The following is a 19,127-nucleotide window of genomic DNA, read 5'->3' on the forward strand; positions in this document are numbered from 1 at the left end:
AGCTCTAAATTGAAAAGAGACAGGAGCAAAACTCATCTTATAAATGAAAAAGCCGGTGAAATTTTACTATGCGAGTAAAATTTCACCGGCTTTTATTATATGTTTATTGAACGGAAGTGGATGGTGATGAATGCCGTTTTACTCAGCGCTCCCGAAAATCATGCTCCGCGTCAAACACCAAGCGTTATAATCTTGGAAAGTAACTTTTTTTGGTTACACATAAAATCGCTCTTTGATTTGTGGTGTTGTAAACGCCATTTTAAAGGAAAGAAGAGCGATTTTTTCCTTTTTTGATAGAAAATGAAACTATAGCGGACGGGATGGGAGGCCGACTCCTGCAGGAGGAAAGGGCAGGTGGAAATCCACCGGCCTAGCCGGTTAGTTCCACGCCCGCCTGCGGAAAGCGTGCCCCCCATCCCGGGAGCGGTGTCTTACCTCCTACTTTATAACATTCACTTCGGAAAGGCCATTTTTCCTTTCTATAGTTACCTCTTTATCATTTTTGTTGCTCTAGATACTTTAAGTGAATTTAGGAAGAGCGATTTTGTTTTTCGATTGATTTTAAATATTGTTTGATTTCTTTTAGCTCTTCATGTAGTGAATCCATCTGTTTTTGGGCGGCTTCTTCCTTTTCTTTTACTTTATCTTTTACTTCGTCTTCATTCGCTTTTTCAACGTTATTGACGATAACTCCAATAAATAAGTTAAAGATAATGAAGGTCCCGACTAACACAAAGGCAATAAAATAAGTCCATGCCCATGGGATATCCACTAAGATCGGCCTCATTACACCACTACCCCAGGAGTCTAACGTGACAATTTGGAAGAGAGTCAGCATTGAGAGTTGGAGATTGGCAAAATATTCAGGAGCTACATTCGCAAATAACATCGTACCTAATACGGCAAATATATAGAAAATAATGCTCATTAAAATTAAAATATTTCCTAAAGCAGGAATCGTTAACATTAAGGCGTCAACGAGTCTTCTTAAAGATGGAATGACTGAAATCGCCCTTAAAACACGTAAAACTCTTAAGATACGGAGAACGGTAATGAAGTGACCCCCGACAAAAATATGACTTGAGAGGACGATGATTGTATCAAACCAATTCCAGCCCCCTTTAAAGAAATCCTTTTTTGGTGTCGTTGCCAGAAATCTTGTTAAAATTTCTAAAGTGAAAATCCACAATAAAATGACATCAAGGACATGAAATAAGGAACCATATTCGTGTCTTAAAGCAGGGTACGTTTCTAGGCCAACTAGAAGGGCATTAAATAAAATTAAAGTAATAATAATTCTTGTAAAATAACGGTGACTAACAATCTTTTTACTAAAATGAATGAGAAGGGACTGTTTTTGCATATAATGATTGTTTCTCCTTAACCAATAAAATCAATTCCACATAAAAGTATAACATGGTTTTTTCGTCGTGAAGTAAAGAAATCAACCAAATCTTCTAAAGATAACTTGGTTGATTGAGGATCTTCCCTTATTTTTTTTCACTAAATACGGCACCTAACTGTTTAGAACGTGTAATCGCTTTTGAAACGGCTTCCTCAAAGTTTTGCTGAGTATGATATTGTTCGAGTATTTGAAAGCCTGCTTCGGTTGTTCCATTTGGACTCATCACTTCTTGATATAGTTCACCTGCTGATTTGTTGGTCGCCTCTAGTCGTTTGCCTACACCGACAATCGTTTGAGTAATAAGTTTTGTCGCTTCATCTGTTGTAAGTCCAGATTGGGCTGCAACATGATAAAGTCCTTCGACGAAATAATAAAGATAGGCAGGACCACTTCCAGCGATTCCGGTAACGGCATCCATCTTCTCTTCATCTACTGTAAGAACGATTCCAACCGCTTCCAGCAGGGTTTGGACAATGTGTAGATCTTTATCAGTAGCGAATTGGCCTTTGCACATCGCTGTTGCAGAAGCACCTACAATTGCCGAAGTATTTGGCATAGTACGAATAACCGCAGCGGGTATATTTAATAATTCTTCAATAAAAATAGTTGGAATGCCAGCGAGCACAGAAATAAAAAGTTGTTTCTCTGATACAACATCTTTTATTTCGTCGATTGAATCTTTAATTCCATTTGGTTTCATCGCAAAAATAATAATGTCGGCCTGTTCGACCGCTTTTGGACGATCGTTTGTTATTTGAACATGATACGTTGCGGATAAATATTGGAGACGTTCTTGATCTTTTAAATTCGTCACAGTAATTTGGTTAGGAGCTACGACTTTTTTCTTTAAAAGGCCCACAATGATGGCTTCTGCCATGGAGCCAGCCCCTAAAAAGGTAATGTTTTTATCCAAAAGTTTTCACCTACTTTTTTATTTGTCCATTTCCAAGCACATGAAATTTAGTAGAAGTTAATGCTTCTAGCCCCATTGGTCCTCTTGCATGTAGCTTTTGTGTGCTAATTCCTATTTCTGCTCCAAAACCAAATTCAAAACCGTCTGTAAAACGAGTAGAGGCATTGTGGTATACAGCGGCTGCATCCACTTGATTTAAAAAGGCTTCCACATTTTCACTTGTTTCACTAATGATCGCTTCTGAATGGTACGTACCGTATTTTGAAATATGACGAATCGCTTCATCAACGGTAGGAACTACTTTTAAAGCAACTTTATAGTCTAAGTATTCATCGGCCCAATCTGATTCGGTTGCTAATTGGAATTGTGGAAACATGTTTTTTAATAGGGCATCACTATAAATTTGCACATTTTTTTCATTAAGAATGGCGACTAATTCATTTAAATGTTTATTGGCCCATGTTTGATGGACTAAAATCGTTTCCGCCGCATTACAAACAGAGGGACGCTGTGTTTTGGCATTTACAGCAATGGAAAGGGCCATTTCTTTGTTCGCTGATTCATCGATATAAATATGGCAATTGCCGACTCCGGTTTCTAATACAGGAATCGTTGCGTTTTGAACAACTGTTTGAATTAAACCGGAACCGCCCCTTGGGATAAGGACATCGACAAATTCATTAAGCTTAAATAACTCTGCGGCTGTTTCGCGGCTCGTATCTTCAATTAATTGAATCGCAGCTGTCGGTATCGTTGTTTTTTCTAACGCACGATGAAGAACTGCGACAATAGCTTTATTAGAGTGAATCGCTGAAGAGCTACCACGTAATAAAACCGCATTACCTGCTTTTAGGCAAAGGCTAGAAGCATCGACGGTCACATTCGGACGTGCTTCATAAACCATCCCAATGACTCCTAGTGGGACACGAACTTTCCGAATGGTTAACCCGTTAGGTCTTGTAAATTGCTCGAGTTCTTCGCCAATCGGATCGTTTAACTGGGCGACTTGTTTCAGTCCTTCAGCCATATCAGCAATTCTGGCTTCTGTTAGAGATAAGCGATCAATTAAGCCGTCATTTAAGCCATTTTGTCTACCAGCTGCTTGATCCTTTTCGTTTTCAGCTAAAATAAAGGATTGCTCTTTCACTAATTGTTGAGCCATTGAAAGCAATGCGGCATTTTTTTCTTCTGTCGTTTTGAGACCGAGTTCAGTCGTTAATTCTTTTGCTCTTTTTGCTTTTTCTCTTAATTCATTCATCTTTATTCACTCTCCTTAAAAATATTAATTAGATATTGATGAAGACTTTGTGATTGTCACCCAATGATCGCGGTGAATGACTTCTGGTTTGTTTAAATGAAGGGTTCGTTTTGCTTCCATACTGGAAAGTCCCTTAATTTGATTTAGTTCTCCGGAAGAAACATTTGATTTTCCTTTCCCAATTAATAAACCTTCTTCATTGTAAACATCAATCACTTCATTCCGGTTAAAAATACCGTCAATCTGTAATACTCCAGCTGGTAAAAGGCTTTTTCCAAGTGATTGTAGAGCAAAAGCTGCTCCGCGGTCGACGGTGATTGAACCACTACTTGTGGAGTGAAGAGCGATCCATTGTTTGTTCGTTGGCATCATCGCTTCTTCTTGAACCGAACCGATATACGTTCCATCACCATTACCCGCAATGATGTCAATTAATTTATTTGCTCCGGCACCTTTTCCGATAAAAATATTAACGCCAAGTGAGAGGGCGGTTTCGGCTGCTAATATTTTTGATTTCATTCCTCCTGTCCCTACTTTTGAGCCGCTATCACCAGCCATTGCAAGTAATTCCGGTGTTATTTCTTTCAGATGATCATATTTTTCGGCTGTAGGGTCAAGGTTCGGGTTGGCACTGTATAAGCCATTGACGTCCGTCAAAATACATAATGTATGGGCATGTATAAAGCCACTTACTAAAGCGGAAAGCATATCATTATCACCAAATGTTAATTCTTCAATTGAAGTTGAGTCATTTTCATTAATAATCGGAAGAGCCCCTCGTTTTAACAATTCACTAATGGTCGAATAGGCATTTTGGAAACGATGACGGTCCGAAAAATCATCTCTTGTTAATAAGATTTGGGCAGGAATAATCCCTTCGTTTTGAAACTTTTCAATATAACCTTGCATCAGTAAACCCTGACCAACAGAAGCTGCTGCTTGTTTTCCAGCTATTGTTACAGGTTTTGTTGGGTATCCAAGGGCAGAGAAACCCGCTGCTACAGCACCTGAAGAGATAAGAATGACTTCATGTCCTTGCTTTTTTAATCGGCTTAAAGCTTGGACATGCTCTGTTAATTTGTTGATGCTAAGTGAGCCCGATGGAGTTGTCAATGAACTGCTCCCAATTTTGACGACGATTCGTTGACGTTTCATTCTCTTCTCCTTCTTTCCTTTTAAAAATATAAAAAAGCCCTCCGATCCTATAAAAAGGACGGAAGAGCTTATCTCCGCGGTACCACCTTGTTTGACATCTAAATAGATGCCCACTCGTACCCGTAACGTGGGGAGACGGCTAGGTTTGCTAGCTGCTCAAGGACAGGTTCAATCATTTCAGGGGTCAAGGATCTTTCAGCCGATGAATCCTTTTCTCTTTAGACATGAAATTAATTTACTAATTCCTCTCAACGCGTATGTCTATAAAAATATAACATTATTGTGTAAACTTATTCTATCTCAAATGATTTTCTTTAGTATATAGTGAAGAAGGAAAACACGTCAAGCTCATAAGCGAAAAAAGGCTTTATTTAATTAAAGTAAATTCGAATCGTTTCCAATAATTAGATAAAATGAGCGGGGTTTCTGTAGTGATTAAGTGAATTTATGTTTCATTAATAAAACATTAGTATGGGATAGATAGGGGCAGAAAATGAAAAAAACGATTTGGATAACAGGTGGGACTAGTGGTTTAGGGAAAGAGATTGCCTTTCAATTATTAAAAAAAGACTATCATGTTATCGTGCTAGCTCGAAATGAAGAGAAAATAAAACAGCTTGAGGAAGAGGCGCAAGGGTTTAATGGCAGGATTTTGACCTGTCAAGTCGATATCCGCTCTGACGAAGAGGTAAAGAAGATCGTAGCTCATTTAGTAAAAAGCGGCCATCCGGTCGATGTTCTTATCAATAATGCCGGTTTAGGCATATTCGATTCCGTACTCGATGCGAAAACAGAGGATATCGTTGAAATGTTTGAAGTAAATGTACTTGGTTTGATTGCGATGACAAAGGCCGTACTCCCTTATATGATTGAAAAGAAAAGCGGCCAAATTATTCAAATTGCTTCTCAAGCGGGGAAGCTCGCAACCCCAAAATCAAGTGTATATGCGGCCACAAAACATGCTGTATTAGGATTTACGAATAGTTTACGTATGGAAGTAGAAGATGATAATGTGAATGTAAGTGCTGTTAATCCCGGACCAATTCAAACTCCTTTTTTTGAGCGAGCCGACAAAACTGGGTCATATGTGAAAAATGTTGGGAAGATGATGTTAAAACCAGAATATGTCGCCGAAAGGGTCGTGCAATTAATTGAAAAGCCAAAAAGAGAATTAAATTTACCAAGATGGATGGGCTTCGGTTCAAAGTGTTATCAACTCATGCCAACCGTGATAGAAAAGATCGCAGGTAAACAATTGAAGAAAAAATAAAATTTGTTAACACTTCAATCGCATCATTTGAAAAAGGAATGTATTAGTGGGACAAAACGACCTAAAAATGAGTTGGATGACTAGAATAACGGTCACCCAACTTTTATTAGAAATTTTTTATATTATATTCAAAAAAGAATAAGAAAATTCACAAGTGTAAAAGGAGCAATTCTCTATCTTAGTGGACGAAAACATGCGGAGACTCCCGTGGGAAGTAGTGGCAAAACCGAAATCCACTAGCGAAGCTAGTTAGTTCGGTGCCACCCCACAGGACGCGGAGCATGATTTTCGGGAACGGTGAGTAGAACACCATTCATCGCCATCCACTACGTTTCCAATAAATAGAACGAAAGCCAGTAACATTTAACTCATTGTAAAATGTTACTGGCTATTCATATCAGAGCAGGGTTTTGTCTCCACCTCTTTTCACTTTATAAAATCATTACTAATCTCATATAGAACTCATGAAATTATTTTTCAAACTGTCCGTGCTTATTAAAGGTTAATTTAAAGAAAGCTATTGTTAGCCCAAGAGATAAGACAAGCAACCCAGCTAAAAATAATAGACTCGAAATAGCAAGGGAGGTCGATTCCATAAAGATTAGTGAGCGAAAACCTAAGACAGAATAGGTCATCGGTAACCAGCCGTGGATGGATTGTAATGGAGATGATAATAATTCGACTGGAAAACTTCCACCACTACCACCGAGCTGGACAATAAGCAAAATGATCGCGACAAATCGTCCAGGATTATCTAGAATACTAACAAGCGAAAAGATAAAGGTGACAAAAACAAGTCCGGTAAACAAGCTAAAGAAAACAAAGGCGATAGGGTGGGTCGTATCAAGCCCAATGACAAATAATAAAAATAAACTAACTAATAAGCTTTGAATAATCGAAATCATCCAGACGACACCGAGTTTTCCTGTAAACCAATGTAACCAGTTTTCGTGTAGTCCAAGCGGTTTACGAAATGGGAAGATAATCGATAAAGTTAACCCACCAACATATAAACCAATCGATAAAAAGTACGGACTTAATCCTTCTCCATAAGAGTAATTTTGCTCCGTGTGCTTACTTGTTGATTGCACCGGGTGTGAGATCATTTTTTGTTGGTCATCATTTGGATCAACTTGTAAGACCGAATCTTCTAAAGACTGCATGTTATTAGATAAACGTTCTGTTCCTTCATATAAAGAAAGCAGGCCTTCTGTTAATTGATGAGTACCATCACTTGCTTCTGCTAGCTTTTCACTTAATAAACTACTCCCATCGTCTAAATCCTTTAAACCATCATTTAATGTCACAAATCCATCTATTGCTTCATTGCTCATAGCTACTGCCTCATGATAAGTAGCAGAAATAAAATTAATTCCTTTATCAAGTTCTTGCAGCTGGTTTATTAATTTCGTTTCCAGATCAACGGCATTTGAGCTGATATCAACAAAAGAAGGAACCATTTTAGTCGTTTCATCAACCTTTTGCAAGAGAGAATCAATTAAATTCTGATAGTTTTTCATAGATTGTGAGAGTGTTTCAATTAATGAAAAGCCTTTTTGTTGTTGTTCTTCTAAAGTTTGTGTAAAAGCTTCTAACAATTGAATAACATCATCAATCTGATCATTAAGCTGGGTATTGTTTTTTTCACTTTCAACGATCGATTTTTCTAAACGATTAATGGCGTTATTTTGGGCTTGTAACCCATTTTCGACACCGCTTTGCATTTGGTCATACCATGAAGTGATTTCTTCGATTTCTCGCCACTCTGGTAAGTGATCGTCCATGGTTGGCTCAAATTGATCGAGTGTTTTATTAAGCAAAAGTAAATTAGATTGGGCATCATTTAAAAGATTTTGAACGTCCGATAAATTTTGCGACGTAATGTTTTGATTATTTACTAACTGATTTGAAACTTTTTGAAGTTCCTTTAAGGTAGATTGAATGTTTTCAATCAGATCATTTATACCTACTTCGAATTGTTCAAGTTCAGAAGAAAGTGAATCTAATTGAGCAGATATGTCGGCGAGTTGTAAAGAAGTGTTGGTAAGAAAATGATAAAACTCGTCAAAATGGTCTTGCATTGGTTCTAACTCTTCAGCGAGTTTGGAAATAGGTTTTTTTTCAAGTGTTTGGATCCATTGTTGATTCTGTGTTTGAAAATCAGTTAACTTTTCTTCCATTTGCTGTAATGAGTTGGACTGTTGTAATTGTTCTTGTAATTGCTGAGCTTGAAGTAAGAACTCTGCTACTCCGCTAGAAGCCTCGTTTATACCATCACTAATTTCGTTTGAACCCGTTGATAATTGTTCAATGGCCGCTTCTAATGACTCCAAGTTGGCATAAGCCTTTTCCGTCCCTTCCATAATTTCAGCTGAACCTTCATTTAACAAGATAATCGCATCTGCCATTTGGCTAAAGACATCATTTGCGACTTTTATATAAGCAAATGTTAAGGAGCGCGAAAGTTCTTCTTCCATTGTAGAAATAGCCGTACTGGCAATTTGTGAAGTGACAAAATTGTAGTCTTCATTTATTTCGTAAAAAATCGATGGGGTGTCTGGATCTGTGTTTTGGACAGACAGTATTTTCTCAGAAAAATTAGTAGGGATTTCGACGTAGAAATAATAATCAAAGTTTGCGAGTCCTGCTTCTGCTTCTTCTTTTGAGACAAAATCAAATAAAAAAGCAGGATCCTCTCTTAACTCCGCAACAAAATCATCACCAGCGTGAATTTCTTCCCCTTCAAATTCAGCTCCTTCGTCTTCATTTACAACCGCAACAGGGAGCTGGTCAATTTGGTCATATGGGTCCCAAAAAAAACTAATCAATAGCCCACCATATAATAACGGCATAACCGCAATACCGAGCAAGGCGATAAATAGTTTTTTATCCTTCCATATTCCTTTTAATTCAGTTAAAAATCCGTTCATAATACACCTCGTTTTGTTGGTAAAAGCATAAATTTATGTTGTTTTCATTTCACTCATAAAGTGAGATTTAAAGATGGTTATAATTTCGTCTTGTTTTAATGGTTTATACGTTTCTTCATAATCAGAGACAAGTAGGATATAAGTTTTATACATTAAATAGGCCGTAACATGGCGATGGGTTGTTTGAAATTTCTTGTTTTCTTCTGCTTGTTTTAAAAGTTGATCAATGGCATCAATAATGACATTCTCGATTTCCTTTAAGGCTCTTTTGGAATTTTCAGAGGCAAATACATTCATTTCATGATGGAGTTTCGTCATAAATTTGTGCTGCTTTCTGAATGTTAAAAGCTCTGCTAAGGCCGAACTGATATTATCAAAAAGATCCTTGTTTTCAGAGATAGAGCGTTGAAAAACCTCTTGTACTTCCGCAATAATTTCTTGTAAAACGGCATTAAAAAGGTCTTCTTTATTTTTAAAGGTTGTGTAAATAGTCCCTTTTCCGACATTGGCTAATTTGGCCACTTGATCAATGGTTGTTGCTTTAAATCCATACATGGAAAAAGATTCGGCCGCGGCATCTAAAATGATTTTTCGTTTATTTTTTAACATAATAAAGTCCTTTCGATTCATAAAAATGACTATATGACTAATTCAGTCATTTTCTTGTAATGTTGTTCATTTTAGAACAGATGGGCGGAGAAAACAAGAAAAGAACTCGTAAAAAATTGCCGCTGATTATGAACAAATATGGGATGTTTTTGTGGAAGGGTTTTCAATTTGAGAGCAAATACTTGTGCGAGAAAGTGCTGAAGAGAAACCAAATCGAAACCGGAATGAAAGAAGAACGATCGCAGATGAAGCTGAATATGATATGGAATGAGGGAGCCCAGAGATAAGGTAGAAGAGAACATTAGTAGAAAATTATTCCCAAAGGGGCTGATGATATATGTGTGGTATTACAGGTTGGATTGATTGGCAACTTGATATGCGAAAAGAGAAAGAGGAAGTTTTAAAAATGGCCACGACGTTAAATAGAAGGGGACCAGATGCTTTAAATGTTTGGACGGAGCAGCATGTTGGTTTTGGGCATGCACGTCTTATTGTTGTGGATCCAGAAGGTGGAGCTCAGCCGATGCAACGTGTTGTCAAAAATAAGACTTATACGATCGTCTATAATGGAGAGTTGTACAATACAGAAGACTTGCGTACGGAATTATTAAAATTAGGTCATACATTTAATGGTCATTCAGATACAGAAGTCTTATTAAAGTCATACATTGAATGGGGATATCAGTGCTTAGAAAAATTGAATGGCATTTTTGCGTTTGCGATCTGGAATGAGCAAGATCAGAGTTTATTTATGGCACGAGATCGTCTTGGGGTTAAACCTTTATTTTATACAGTCGCTCATGGCAGGCTGCTGTTTGCCTCAGAACTCAAAGCGTTACTGGCTCATCGTGACATTGAGCCAGTCGTTGAAAGAGATGGTTTGGCGGAGGTTATTGGATTAAGCCCTTCACGAACACCAGGGCATGGAATCTATAAGAACATAAATGAATTAAGACCTGCACATATGTTGATTTATGACCGAAATGGGGCAAAAATTAGTCGTTATTGGATGTTGAAAGGCAAAGAGCATGTGCATTCTACCGAAGAAACAGCTGAACATATTCAAGCCCTATTAAAAGATGTGGTCAAAAGACAGCTTTTTGCCGATGTTCCTGTGGGAATGTTTTTGTCTGGTGGAGTGGATTCAAGTGCATTAACAGCTCTCGCTGCAAAAATTTATGAGGAACAAGGCAAAGGAAAAATCCGCAGTTATTCTATTGATTATGATGAGAATGATAAATATTTTAAAGCGAATGACTATCAACCAAATTCCGATGCTCCTTGGATTAAAAAGGTGTCTAAAGAATTAAATACAAATCATTATAATGCTGTTATTTCCATTGAAGAATTGGCTAATTATTTGGAGGAAGCTGTTATAGTACGAGATTTACCTGGAATGGCTGATATTGATTCTTCTTTGTTATGGTTTTGTAAAGAAATAAAAAATGATGTTACGGTCGGCCTCTCTGGAGAATGTGCCGATGAGATCTTTGGTGGTTACCCATGGTTCTATCGTGAGGATTTACTAAATTTAGACTTTTTCCCGTGGATGCGTTCCATTGATGAGCGTGAAGCTTTATTAAATGACAAATGGAAAAAGAAGCTTGATTTAAAAGATCATGTATATCAAAGTTATAAAGCGACTATTAAAGAAACACCAAAGTTTGCAAAGGATAATAAAACTGAGTCTCGCAGGCGTGAAATGGCCTATTTAAATATGATTTGGTTTATGAGCAATTTACTCGAGAGAAAGGACCGGATGAGTATGGGGGCGAGCTTAGAGGTCCGTGTGCCGTTCTCTGACCACCGATTAGTTGAATATGTTTGGAACATCCCGTGGGAAATGAAACAACTTGAGGGACGAGAAAAAGGCATCTTAAGAAAAGCTTTAGAAGGGGTATTATCAAATGATGTGCTTTATCGGAAAAAAAGCCCGTATCCGAAAACACATCACCCTCTTTACACAAAAACAGTGCAAGAAAAAATGAAACAAATTTTAAAGGAAAAAGATGGTCCACTCTTTGATTTTATTAATAAGGACCGTTTGCAAGAAATCGCTGATACGGGAGGGCTCCCAGCTGGAAAACCGTATTTTGGTCAGTTAATGGCTGGTCCACAGCTTCTGGCTCATTTTGTGCAAATGGATTATTGGATGAGAACATATAATGTGAAAATAGAAGGGTAAGTAAACATTAGCTCTTAAGTGCGATAATTTATGCTTAAGGGCTTTTCGGTTTACAAATGAAAGGTGCAAATTTATACTATTTGTATTTACTGGATAGACGGTCGAGGAGTGAAAAAATAATGGATAAACAAGTTGTCATCGTCACAGGAGCGGCAAATGGAATTGGAAAAGTAGTAACCAAAACGTATGCAGAAAAAGGATTTATTGTTTTTGCACTGGATGTTAATCAGGAGGATTTAGAAAAGAGTTGTCAGCCTTTAATAGAGAATCATTATGAAGTGTATTCGCTTGTCTGTGATGTTCGTAGTGAAAGTGAAATTAAACAAGCACTTACCGTCATAAAGGAGCAAGTAGAGCAAATTGATATTTTAATTAATAATGCAGGGGTATCCCGTATGAAGTCGATGTTTGAATTGACTTTAGAAGAATGGGAGGACATAATCAAAACCAATTTAACAAGTGTGTTTTTATTAACTAAAGAAGTTGCAAAGGTGATGAAAAAAAATCAACATGGTGGTCGGATTGTGAACATTGCTTCTACTAGAGCTTATATGTCTGAGCCGAATAGCGAGGCTTATGCAGCTTCAAAAGGTGGGATTATTGCTTTAACACATGCTTTAGCAGCTTCCTTACAAAAAGAGAAAATTACCGTAAATTCGATTAGTCCAGGTTGGATACATACAGGAGAAGAATCTGAGTTACGTTCAGTCGATCATGAACAACATTTTTCTAAAAGAGTAGGAACCGCCGCCGATATAGCAAGAGCTTGCCTCTTTTTAACCGATTTTGCCAATGATTTTGTTAATGGAGAAAATGTAACAATTGACGGGGGAATGACGAAAAAAATGATTTATGAACAGTGAAGAGAAAACAGTTAAAGAAGACTCGTTTAAAAGGCTCATTTAGCCTTTTGAAGGGACTTTTTTTGTTTGGAAGTATTTAGGGTGTGCTGTATTGAGGTTAGTCTTAGGTGGTGATAGGTAATGAAAATAGTGATTTGTCGAGATTAGAGTGCGAAAAAGTGGTGATAGGTAAAGAAAAAAGAGAATGGCCAGGATTAGGGTGCGAAAAACAGGTGATAAGTAATGAAAAAGCCGTGCTGATGGACTAAGTGTGCGAAAAACGAGGGATAAGTAATGAAACTCATAAAATCTTGAAACTAGGGTACGAATTCCTGTTTTATGAATAATAAAAGGCAGTACCTTCAAACTCTCTGAAACAATTGACAGAATATGAGATTAATATTATTATTTTTATATTGTTAACTAAATTTATTTACAGGTTAACAAAAAGTGGTTACATAAAAATGATTGTTTTTGAATGGGGGCAGATGATGACTAAATGGATGAAACTTTCAGAACAAGTGTTAGCTGGTGTTGAACTGACAAATGAAGAGGCACTTTCGATTTTAGATTGTCCGGATGATGACGTTTTACTTCTTATGCATGCAGCTTTTCAAATAAGAAAGTTTTACTATGGGAAAAAAGTAAAATTGAATATGATTATGAACGCCAAATCGGGTTTATGCCCAGAAAATTGTGGTTATTGTTCACAATCGTCCATTTCAAAAGCACCGATTAATTCCTATCGGTTTGTTGAGAAAGAGACGATTGTGGAAGGAGCGAAACGTGCGTATGAATTAAATATTGGCACGTACTGTATTGTGGCTAGTGGGAGAGGTCCGGCGAATAAAGAAGTTGATAAGGTAGTTGAAGCTGTAAAAGAAATCAAGGAAAAATACGGAATGAAAATATGTGCCTGTCTTGGGTTGTTAAAGCCAGAACAAGCGCAGAAGTTAAAAGAAGCGGGTGTTGACCGCTATAATCATAATATTAATACTTCCAAAAATAATCATCTAAACATTACAACCTCACATACATACGACGACCGAGTTAATACAGTGGAAACGGCCAAGGGGGCAGGCTTGTCTCCATGTTCAGGTGTGATTGTTGGGATGAAAGAAACAAAAGAAGATGTTGTTGATATGGCTTTTAGTTTAAAATATCTTGATGCAGATTCCATCCCTGTTAACTTTTTACATGCGATAGATGGGACACCACTTGAAGGGGTCGAGGAATTAAATCCACTTTATTGTTTAAAAGTGTTGGCCTTATTTCGTTTCATTAATCCAAAGAAGGAAATTCGCGTATCTGGAGGAAGGGAAGTGAATCTTCGTACGCTCCAACCTTTAGGGCTTTATGCCGCTAACTCGATTTTTGTCGGTGATTATTTAACAACTGCCGGACAAGAAGAAACAAAAGATCAGCAAATGTTAACCGATTTAGGCTTTGAGGTTGAATCTGTAGAAGAAATGAAAGCAAGTTTGGAGAAAATAAAGTAAGGAAAGCCGTCCAAAGCTATTTAGCCGGCGATGATGTGTAAAAAAGGAAGAGAAACGTCGCCAATCGCCGTTTTGGCCGGGCTTAATAAGTACAACCGCTCAAAATAGCTTAAGAACACAAAAAAAGGCTCTCCACATAAGTTCCTCTGGATGAACTTATGGAAGAGCCTTTTATCTTTGGTTTGAATAGCAAGTCTATGCGGCGTTCTTTTTCTCATGCTCATTTATTTGCTGATTTGGTTTATTCGCAAAATGTAAATAAACAAAGAATACGGCGATAAGTAGATAGCCTAACATAAAGTCTGGAGCAGCATTAAATGTCAGGGATGGGGAATGCATTAAGCCGATAAAGGATAAGAAAGCAGCAATAACAGAAAAAATGCTTGCTTTTATAAAGTCTTTATCAATAATACAAACGGTTACCGCTCCTAGGATAATCGCGGTAAACATCGCTCCTTGTCCAAGTGGAACAATCCCTTCTGAAATACCTGCGACCACTTCAGGTGCTGCGTTGTTAAATCTTGTCATCATATAGTTTCCTAAATAAGGTAGCATCGCAATCGCAACAGCTGGGTAGTATTTTTTCTCATTGGAAGAAAAGCTCGTCGCAACCATTGAAATCCCAACAAAAACAAGGATTGGGGCAATTGCAGCCATTGGAATTAGAGCAGATAATACAGCGACCGCACCCGTTAAAGCAAGGACAGCAAACACTAAAGCGTTTAAAATGCTGTATCCTCGGCCTGCGCCCATCTTTTTTGAACCGACAGTGGCGATATAAACAGTCGTTGGGAAAAGTCCACCAAAGAAAGCTCCAATAACGGTTCCCATTCCATCAACGGCTTGACATTCTCGTACGTCATAAGAGTCACCTTCAGCCGCCATAGCATCGACATTATTCATTGTTTCAACCGCATTATATAAAGAAATTGGAATTAGGACTGCAAATAATCCAACTAATGCACCAAATAGATAAGTAAAACCTTCAAAGAACGTAATCGATGGTAAAAATGGATAAAAGCCGATATGTTCAAAAGCGTTCGTAAAATCAGAAATAGATTGATAACCTAATAGAAAAGCGAGTAAAGTACCAATAATAATAGCAAATAAGGAAGTAGGGATACGAAACGGCATCGAAACTTTTCCAATAATTCCAACGATAATAATTGCTAATGCGACTAAACCAACGACTGGTACAGAAAATGTATGAAATAACATTTCACCAGCAACAAAAGTTAAAGCAACACCAGCTAATGCACCAAGTAGGGCGGCCCTAGGTAAGTTATGGCGAACCCAGTTTCCAGTGAATGAGACAGCGACCTCGATAAACCCACTAATTAAAGCGGCGGCAACACCAATTTTCCAAGCAAGTTCATGATCACCTGTAATCGCTAAAGCAGGTCCCAAAATACCAAATAAAAAAACGAACATAACCGGAGTACTAATTCCATAAGAGAGGGCTGTTACATCTGTTCGGTTTTCTTTTTTGGCTAAACGATTTGCTGAGTAAGCATAATAAAGGTTTCCAGCGATAACGGCGACAGCGGCACCTGGTATCACTTTTCCCAATACGATACTAGAAGGGAAGCCCATCCCGAGCATCGTCACGGCTATTAAAACGAAATTCGCTAAGTTGTTTTGCAGTAAAGCGAAAAAGGCATCCGTATCTTCTTTTTTGTACCAAGGGTATACGACACTCTTAGTTGACATTGAACTCTCCTCTTCATCCTGTAAAAACGATTTGGATGGTTTATATTTTTATTAGTTTGTTTTTGCTAATTCATCAACAAAATGTACTTGCCCATTTTCAAGGGAATGAATACGAGCTAATGACTCGACACGATAGCCTGCGTCAATGAGTTGTTCACGTCCATCTTGGAATGATTTTTCAATGACAATTCCAAAGCCCGCTACTTCTGCTTTAGCTTGTTTGACGATGTCGATTAAGCCTTTTGCTGCTTGTCCATTTGCCAAGAAGTCGTCAATAATTAAGACGCGATCATTTTCTTGCAAAAAATCTTTGGAAACGGTAATATCGTTCGTTTCACGTTTTGTAAAAGAATACACTTGACTGACAAAGACATTGTTATTCATTGTTAATGATTTTTTCTTTCTAGCAAAAATTAACGGGACATCTAACTTATTAGCGGCCATTAAACTTGGGGCAATCCCAGACGATTCAATCGTTAATACCTTCGTAATCTTTTCATTCTCAAATCGTTTTGCAAACTCTAAACCAATCGCAATCATTAAGTTTGTATCGACTTGGTGGTTTAGAAAATGATCTACTTTCAGCACATCGTTAGAAAGAACATTTCCTTTCTCACGAATTGCTTCTTTTAATAGTTGCATCATTTATTCCTCCTTAATAGTTTAAAAAATGAAAAAAGGTCATTTATTCACAAATAGGAATTCGTGAATAAATGACCTAAAATAAACACAGAAAATGTGTTTGATTGGGTTCATCTTTATTCACTCATAGTCAAACTATTTACGGTAGTTTGGTAGAAACTCGCAAGCCTTATTCTTGCTATTATATGAGTATGTCTTTTTAAAACTTATAGTGGTAAGTATAGTGCAAATGCTGTGACAAGAAAAGGTTTTTTTGCATCTACTAAAATAAAAAGAGTAATAAGAAAATTCATAAATGTTTTAAAGGAAGTATAAAAAATGTGATGAAAAAGTCTCAGTCAACATATGATTTTAAATAAGCTTGTCCAAATAAAAATAAATGAGGTGAAGCAATGGAGACGATTTTGATTTTCGCAACGATCTTAAGCCCGATTATTTTAGCGATGATTGAGTTGATCAAAAAAACGGTGACGATACCGAAAAATTATATTCCCGTCTTATCTTTTATCGTTGGTTTAGTCATTGGTGCACTTGCTTATCCTTTTACCGATTTAGATTTGGCTCTACGATTATGGGCTGGTGGAATTGCTGGTTTATCTGCTACTGGTCTGTTTGAAATTGGTAATGACAGGAAAGGACATACGCGGGAGCAAAAGGAATAAATCTATATTTAATGTTTGCATTGAATTTATACTCCCTTTACAAAAGTCAAATATAATAAAAAGACAAATCCTAAAAGGAGTGATTTCTTTGGATATAGCTCAAGGAACAATGATTGGTTTCTTTTGGGCAACATTATTAAGTGCACCTTTTTGGTTCGTCCTTTATTTATTTTTTCTTTTAGTCGTTGGATCATAATAAGTAAACGTATTGAAACTCCTCAGTCATTTTATGAGGGTCTTTTTTTTGTGAAAGAAAAAAATAAAGACCCTATAAATATAGGGCCGGTTTCACTCACTTTTTTATTAGCCGATGTAAGCAGAGCCTACAATGACTAAAAGAATGAATAAGACAACGATAAATGTAAATCCGAATCCACCTTCAAAACCGTAACCCATTATCTTTCAGCTCCTTTCTAAACTCTTCCCTACAGTGTATGGTCATAAGTTCAATTGGTTTGGGCATATGTCATCAATCTCATGAAATTAATGTTTCATTGCGACGTCATTTTGGGAAAAGATAATCAAAAGCTCTTCGATGAAATGCTTGTATATACATGTTATAATTGGAGGGAAAATGAGTTTAAAGAGGTGTATAAAAATGTTAAAGAAATTATTTGGTTTGGATAAAAAGGAAAATAAGAAAAATAATGAGTCAAAGAAGGCAATGAATGTGGAGATATTTGCTCCATTGTCAGGTGCTTATGTGAAAATTGAAGATGTTCCTGATCCAACTTTTTCACAAAAAATGATGGGGGATGGAATTGCGATTGAACCGAGTGATGGACAAGTTGTTTCACCTGTAAAAGGTTCCATTGTTCAAGTATTTCCAACAAAACATGCAGTAGGTATTAAAACAGATGAAGGTGTAGAGGTCCTCATCCATATTGGTCTTGAAACGGTCAAAATGAATGGTGAGGGTTTTACGGCACATGTAAAAGAAGGAGATGCTGTAGAAGTCGGCGATGCTTTGATCGATTTTGATTTAAAACTTGTCACTGAAAAGGCAAATAGTACATTAACACCAATTGTGATTACGAACCAAGAAGATTTAAAAAGTGTGCAAACCATCTCTACTACTCAAGTTGAGGCCGGAAACACAAAAGTAATCACAATTGAAGTATAATCGGTGGATTATAATGGTTCATGAGCCATTCAGACAAAAATGGAACAGATGTTGTGTTTTGCAGCACCTGTTCTTTTTTATAATTGTTTTTAAACCACCTGGATTAGGATAGTAAGAGCATTAAAAGCTGTATAAAATAAGCAAGAAAAAATAAATAGAAATTCCATAAAAAAAAGATAGTCAATCACTTCAATTTCTAGTACTCTTGAAAAAGATTTTGTCAAACAACAAAGTATTCTGAAGCGAATTAGAAAGGTGGTTATTACTGGTGGTTAGTGCATTAATTATTTTGATTGTCCAGTTATTGTATGTGCCGATTTTAACTGTTCGTACAATTATGATGGTTAAAGGAATGAAAGAGAAAGCAGCAGCGGTGGGGATATTAGAAGGAGCTGTTTACGTTGTTGCTTTAGGTTTGGTCTTTGCTGATTTATCAAATTATTTAAATATGATTGCCTATGCCGTCGGTTTTGGGGTTGGTTTATATATAGGAGCAATAATTGAAGAGAAATTGGCTATTGGTTATGTGACACTTGAAGTTAATATTATGAATCGAAACGATAAGCTCGTTCACCGCCTTCGGGAAGTAGGTTTTAGTGTATCCACTTCAGAGGTAGAAGGAATGAACTCAATTCGCTATTTATTAGCTTGTACAGCTAGAAGAGACCGTGAGAAGGAATTTATTAAGATTGTTAGTGAGTATGAACCAAGTGCCTTTATCGTTTCCTTTGAACCACGTAATTTTAAAGGTGGATATATAACAAAAGCGATGAAATCTCGTCGTGAGAAGTTTTTGAAAAAGTCAAAGCAGTCATAAATAATTTTTATTTTTAAAACTTTTTTCATGAAATCTCATAAACATTATAATGTTATATTTACAGACAGCAATAACTATGCTAACTTAACATTATAATGTTATATTTT

Annotated in this window: 16 protein-coding genes, 1 riboswitch and 1 other annotated feature; of the genes, 7 read left to right on the forward strand and 9 right to left on the reverse strand. The window is 37.0% G+C overall.

The window, feature by feature from the left end; genetic code table 11:
* Positions 1 to 529: 529 nt before the first annotated feature.
* The 4 genes from BALCAV_RS11440 to proB all read right to left on the reverse strand — a co-directional run bounded on the left by BALCAV_RS11440 (position 530) and on the right by proB (position 4,731).
* Positions 530 to 1,363, reverse strand: a complete 834-nt coding sequence (locus BALCAV_RS11440) for an ion transporter (protein WP_003324108.1) — start codon at positions 1,361 to 1,363, stop codon at positions 530 to 532.
* A 127-nt stretch (positions 1,364 to 1,490) separates the two neighbouring features.
* A complete protein-coding gene (proC, locus tag BALCAV_RS11445) occupies positions 1,491 to 2,318 on the reverse strand; it encodes a pyrroline-5-carboxylate reductase (protein ID WP_003324110.1) in 828 nt (275 codons plus the stop codon).
* A gap of 10 nt (positions 2,319 to 2,328) precedes the next feature.
* Positions 2,329 to 3,576, reverse strand: coding sequence for a glutamate-5-semialdehyde dehydrogenase (locus tag BALCAV_RS11450; protein WP_003324111.1), 1,248 nt, complete (start codon positions 3,574 to 3,576; stop codon positions 2,329 to 2,331).
* Between the two features lie 24 nt (positions 3,577 to 3,600).
* A complete protein-coding gene (gene proB / locus BALCAV_RS11455; RefSeq protein WP_003324112.1) occupies positions 3,601 to 4,731 on the reverse strand; it encodes a glutamate 5-kinase in 1,131 nt (376 codons plus the stop codon).
* Positions 4,732 to 4,782: 51 nt separating this feature from the next.
* Positions 4,783 to 4,992 (reverse strand) — a binding site (T-box leader).
* A 232-nt stretch (positions 4,993 to 5,224) separates the two neighbouring features.
* On the opposite strand from proB, the gene BALCAV_RS11465 reads away from it, so the two are divergent.
* Positions 5,225 to 6,001, forward strand: a complete 777-nt coding sequence (locus tag BALCAV_RS11465; protein ID WP_003324113.1) for an SDR family NAD(P)-dependent oxidoreductase — start codon at positions 5,225 to 5,227, stop codon at positions 5,999 to 6,001.
* A 470-nt stretch (positions 6,002 to 6,471) separates the two neighbouring features.
* Here BALCAV_RS11465 and BALCAV_RS11470 read toward each other — a convergent pair whose 3' ends face one another.
* The gene (locus BALCAV_RS11470) at positions 6,472 to 8,931 is read right to left on the reverse strand and encodes a YhgE/Pip domain-containing protein (RefSeq protein ID WP_004428048.1); all 2,460 of its coding nucleotides are present in this window, start codon (positions 8,929 to 8,931) and stop codon (positions 6,472 to 6,474) included.
* A gap of 33 nt (positions 8,932 to 8,964) precedes the next feature.
* Positions 8,965 to 9,540 carry a TetR/AcrR family transcriptional regulator gene (locus BALCAV_RS11475; protein ID WP_004428046.1) on the reverse strand — a complete coding sequence of 192 codons (576 nt, stop codon included), beginning with the start codon at positions 9,538 to 9,540 and terminating at the stop codon, positions 8,965 to 8,967.
* A 337-nt stretch (positions 9,541 to 9,877) separates the two neighbouring features.
* On the opposite strand from BALCAV_RS11475, the gene asnB reads away from it, so the two are divergent.
* The 3 genes from asnB (at position 9,878) to bioB (ending at position 14,066) form a co-directional block, all read left to right on the forward strand.
* On the forward strand, positions 9,878 to 11,725 hold the full coding sequence (asnB, locus tag BALCAV_RS11480) for an asparagine synthase (glutamine-hydrolyzing) (RefSeq protein WP_004428044.1): 1,848 nt from the start codon (positions 9,878 to 9,880) through the stop codon (positions 11,723 to 11,725).
* Between the two features lie 119 nt (positions 11,726 to 11,844).
* Positions 11,845 to 12,588 carry an SDR family NAD(P)-dependent oxidoreductase gene (locus tag BALCAV_RS11485; RefSeq protein WP_004428043.1) on the forward strand — a complete coding sequence of 248 codons (744 nt, stop codon included), beginning with the start codon at positions 11,845 to 11,847 and terminating at the stop codon, positions 12,586 to 12,588.
* Positions 12,589 to 13,058: 470 nt separating this feature from the next.
* Positions 13,059 to 14,066: a biotin synthase BioB gene (gene bioB / locus BALCAV_RS11490; protein WP_004428042.1), complete on the forward strand. Its 1,008-nt coding sequence runs from the start codon at positions 13,059 to 13,061 to the stop codon at positions 14,064 to 14,066.
* A gap of 195 nt (positions 14,067 to 14,261) precedes the next feature.
* On the opposite strand, the gene BALCAV_RS11495 is transcribed toward bioB, so the two are convergent.
* Both BALCAV_RS11495 and BALCAV_RS11500 read right to left on the reverse strand, forming a co-directional pair.
* Positions 14,262 to 15,776 carry a SulP family inorganic anion transporter gene (locus tag BALCAV_RS11495; protein WP_004428041.1) on the reverse strand — a complete coding sequence of 505 codons (1,515 nt, stop codon included), beginning with the start codon at positions 15,774 to 15,776 and terminating at the stop codon, positions 14,262 to 14,264.
* Between the two features lie 51 nt (positions 15,777 to 15,827).
* Complete coding sequence (locus BALCAV_RS11500) at positions 15,828 to 16,418, reverse strand: xanthine phosphoribosyltransferase (protein ID WP_004428039.1); 591 nt, start codon at positions 16,416 to 16,418, stop codon at positions 15,828 to 15,830.
* Between the two features lie 107 nt (positions 16,419 to 16,525).
* Positions 16,526 to 16,627: riboswitch (purine riboswitch) on the reverse strand.
* 183 nt (positions 16,628 to 16,810) lie between these two features.
* Here BALCAV_RS11500 and BALCAV_RS11505 point away from each other — a divergent pair.
* Entirely contained in the window at positions 16,811 to 17,080 is a 270-nt protein-coding gene (locus BALCAV_RS11505; protein ID WP_004428037.1) for a holin, read from the forward strand.
* A 303-nt stretch (positions 17,081 to 17,383) separates the two neighbouring features.
* Here the strand turns inward: BALCAV_RS11505 and BALCAV_RS21645 are convergent, their stop codons facing one another.
* Positions 17,384 to 17,476: a YjcZ family sporulation protein gene (locus tag BALCAV_RS21645; protein ID WP_081939266.1), complete on the reverse strand. Its 93-nt coding sequence runs from the start codon at positions 17,474 to 17,476 to the stop codon at positions 17,384 to 17,386.
* 202 nt (positions 17,477 to 17,678) lie between these two features.
* Here BALCAV_RS21645 and BALCAV_RS11510 point away from each other — a divergent pair, with 202 nt between their 5' ends.
* Positions 17,679 to 18,203, forward strand: a complete 525-nt coding sequence (locus tag BALCAV_RS11510) for a PTS sugar transporter subunit IIA (protein WP_004428036.1) — start codon at positions 17,679 to 17,681, stop codon at positions 18,201 to 18,203.
* Between the two features lie 268 nt (positions 18,204 to 18,471).
* Complete coding sequence (locus BALCAV_RS11515; protein ID WP_004428035.1) at positions 18,472 to 19,020, forward strand: DUF2179 domain-containing protein; 549 nt, start codon at positions 18,472 to 18,474, stop codon at positions 19,018 to 19,020.
* Positions 19,021 to 19,127 lie beyond the last annotated feature (107 nt).

Source organism: Alkalihalobacillus alcalophilus ATCC 27647 = CGMCC 1.3604 (genome assembly GCF_000292245.2).
GTDB classification, from domain to species: domain Bacteria; phylum Bacillota; class Bacilli; order Bacillales; family Bacillaceae_D; genus Alkalihalobacillus; species Alkalihalobacillus alcalophilus.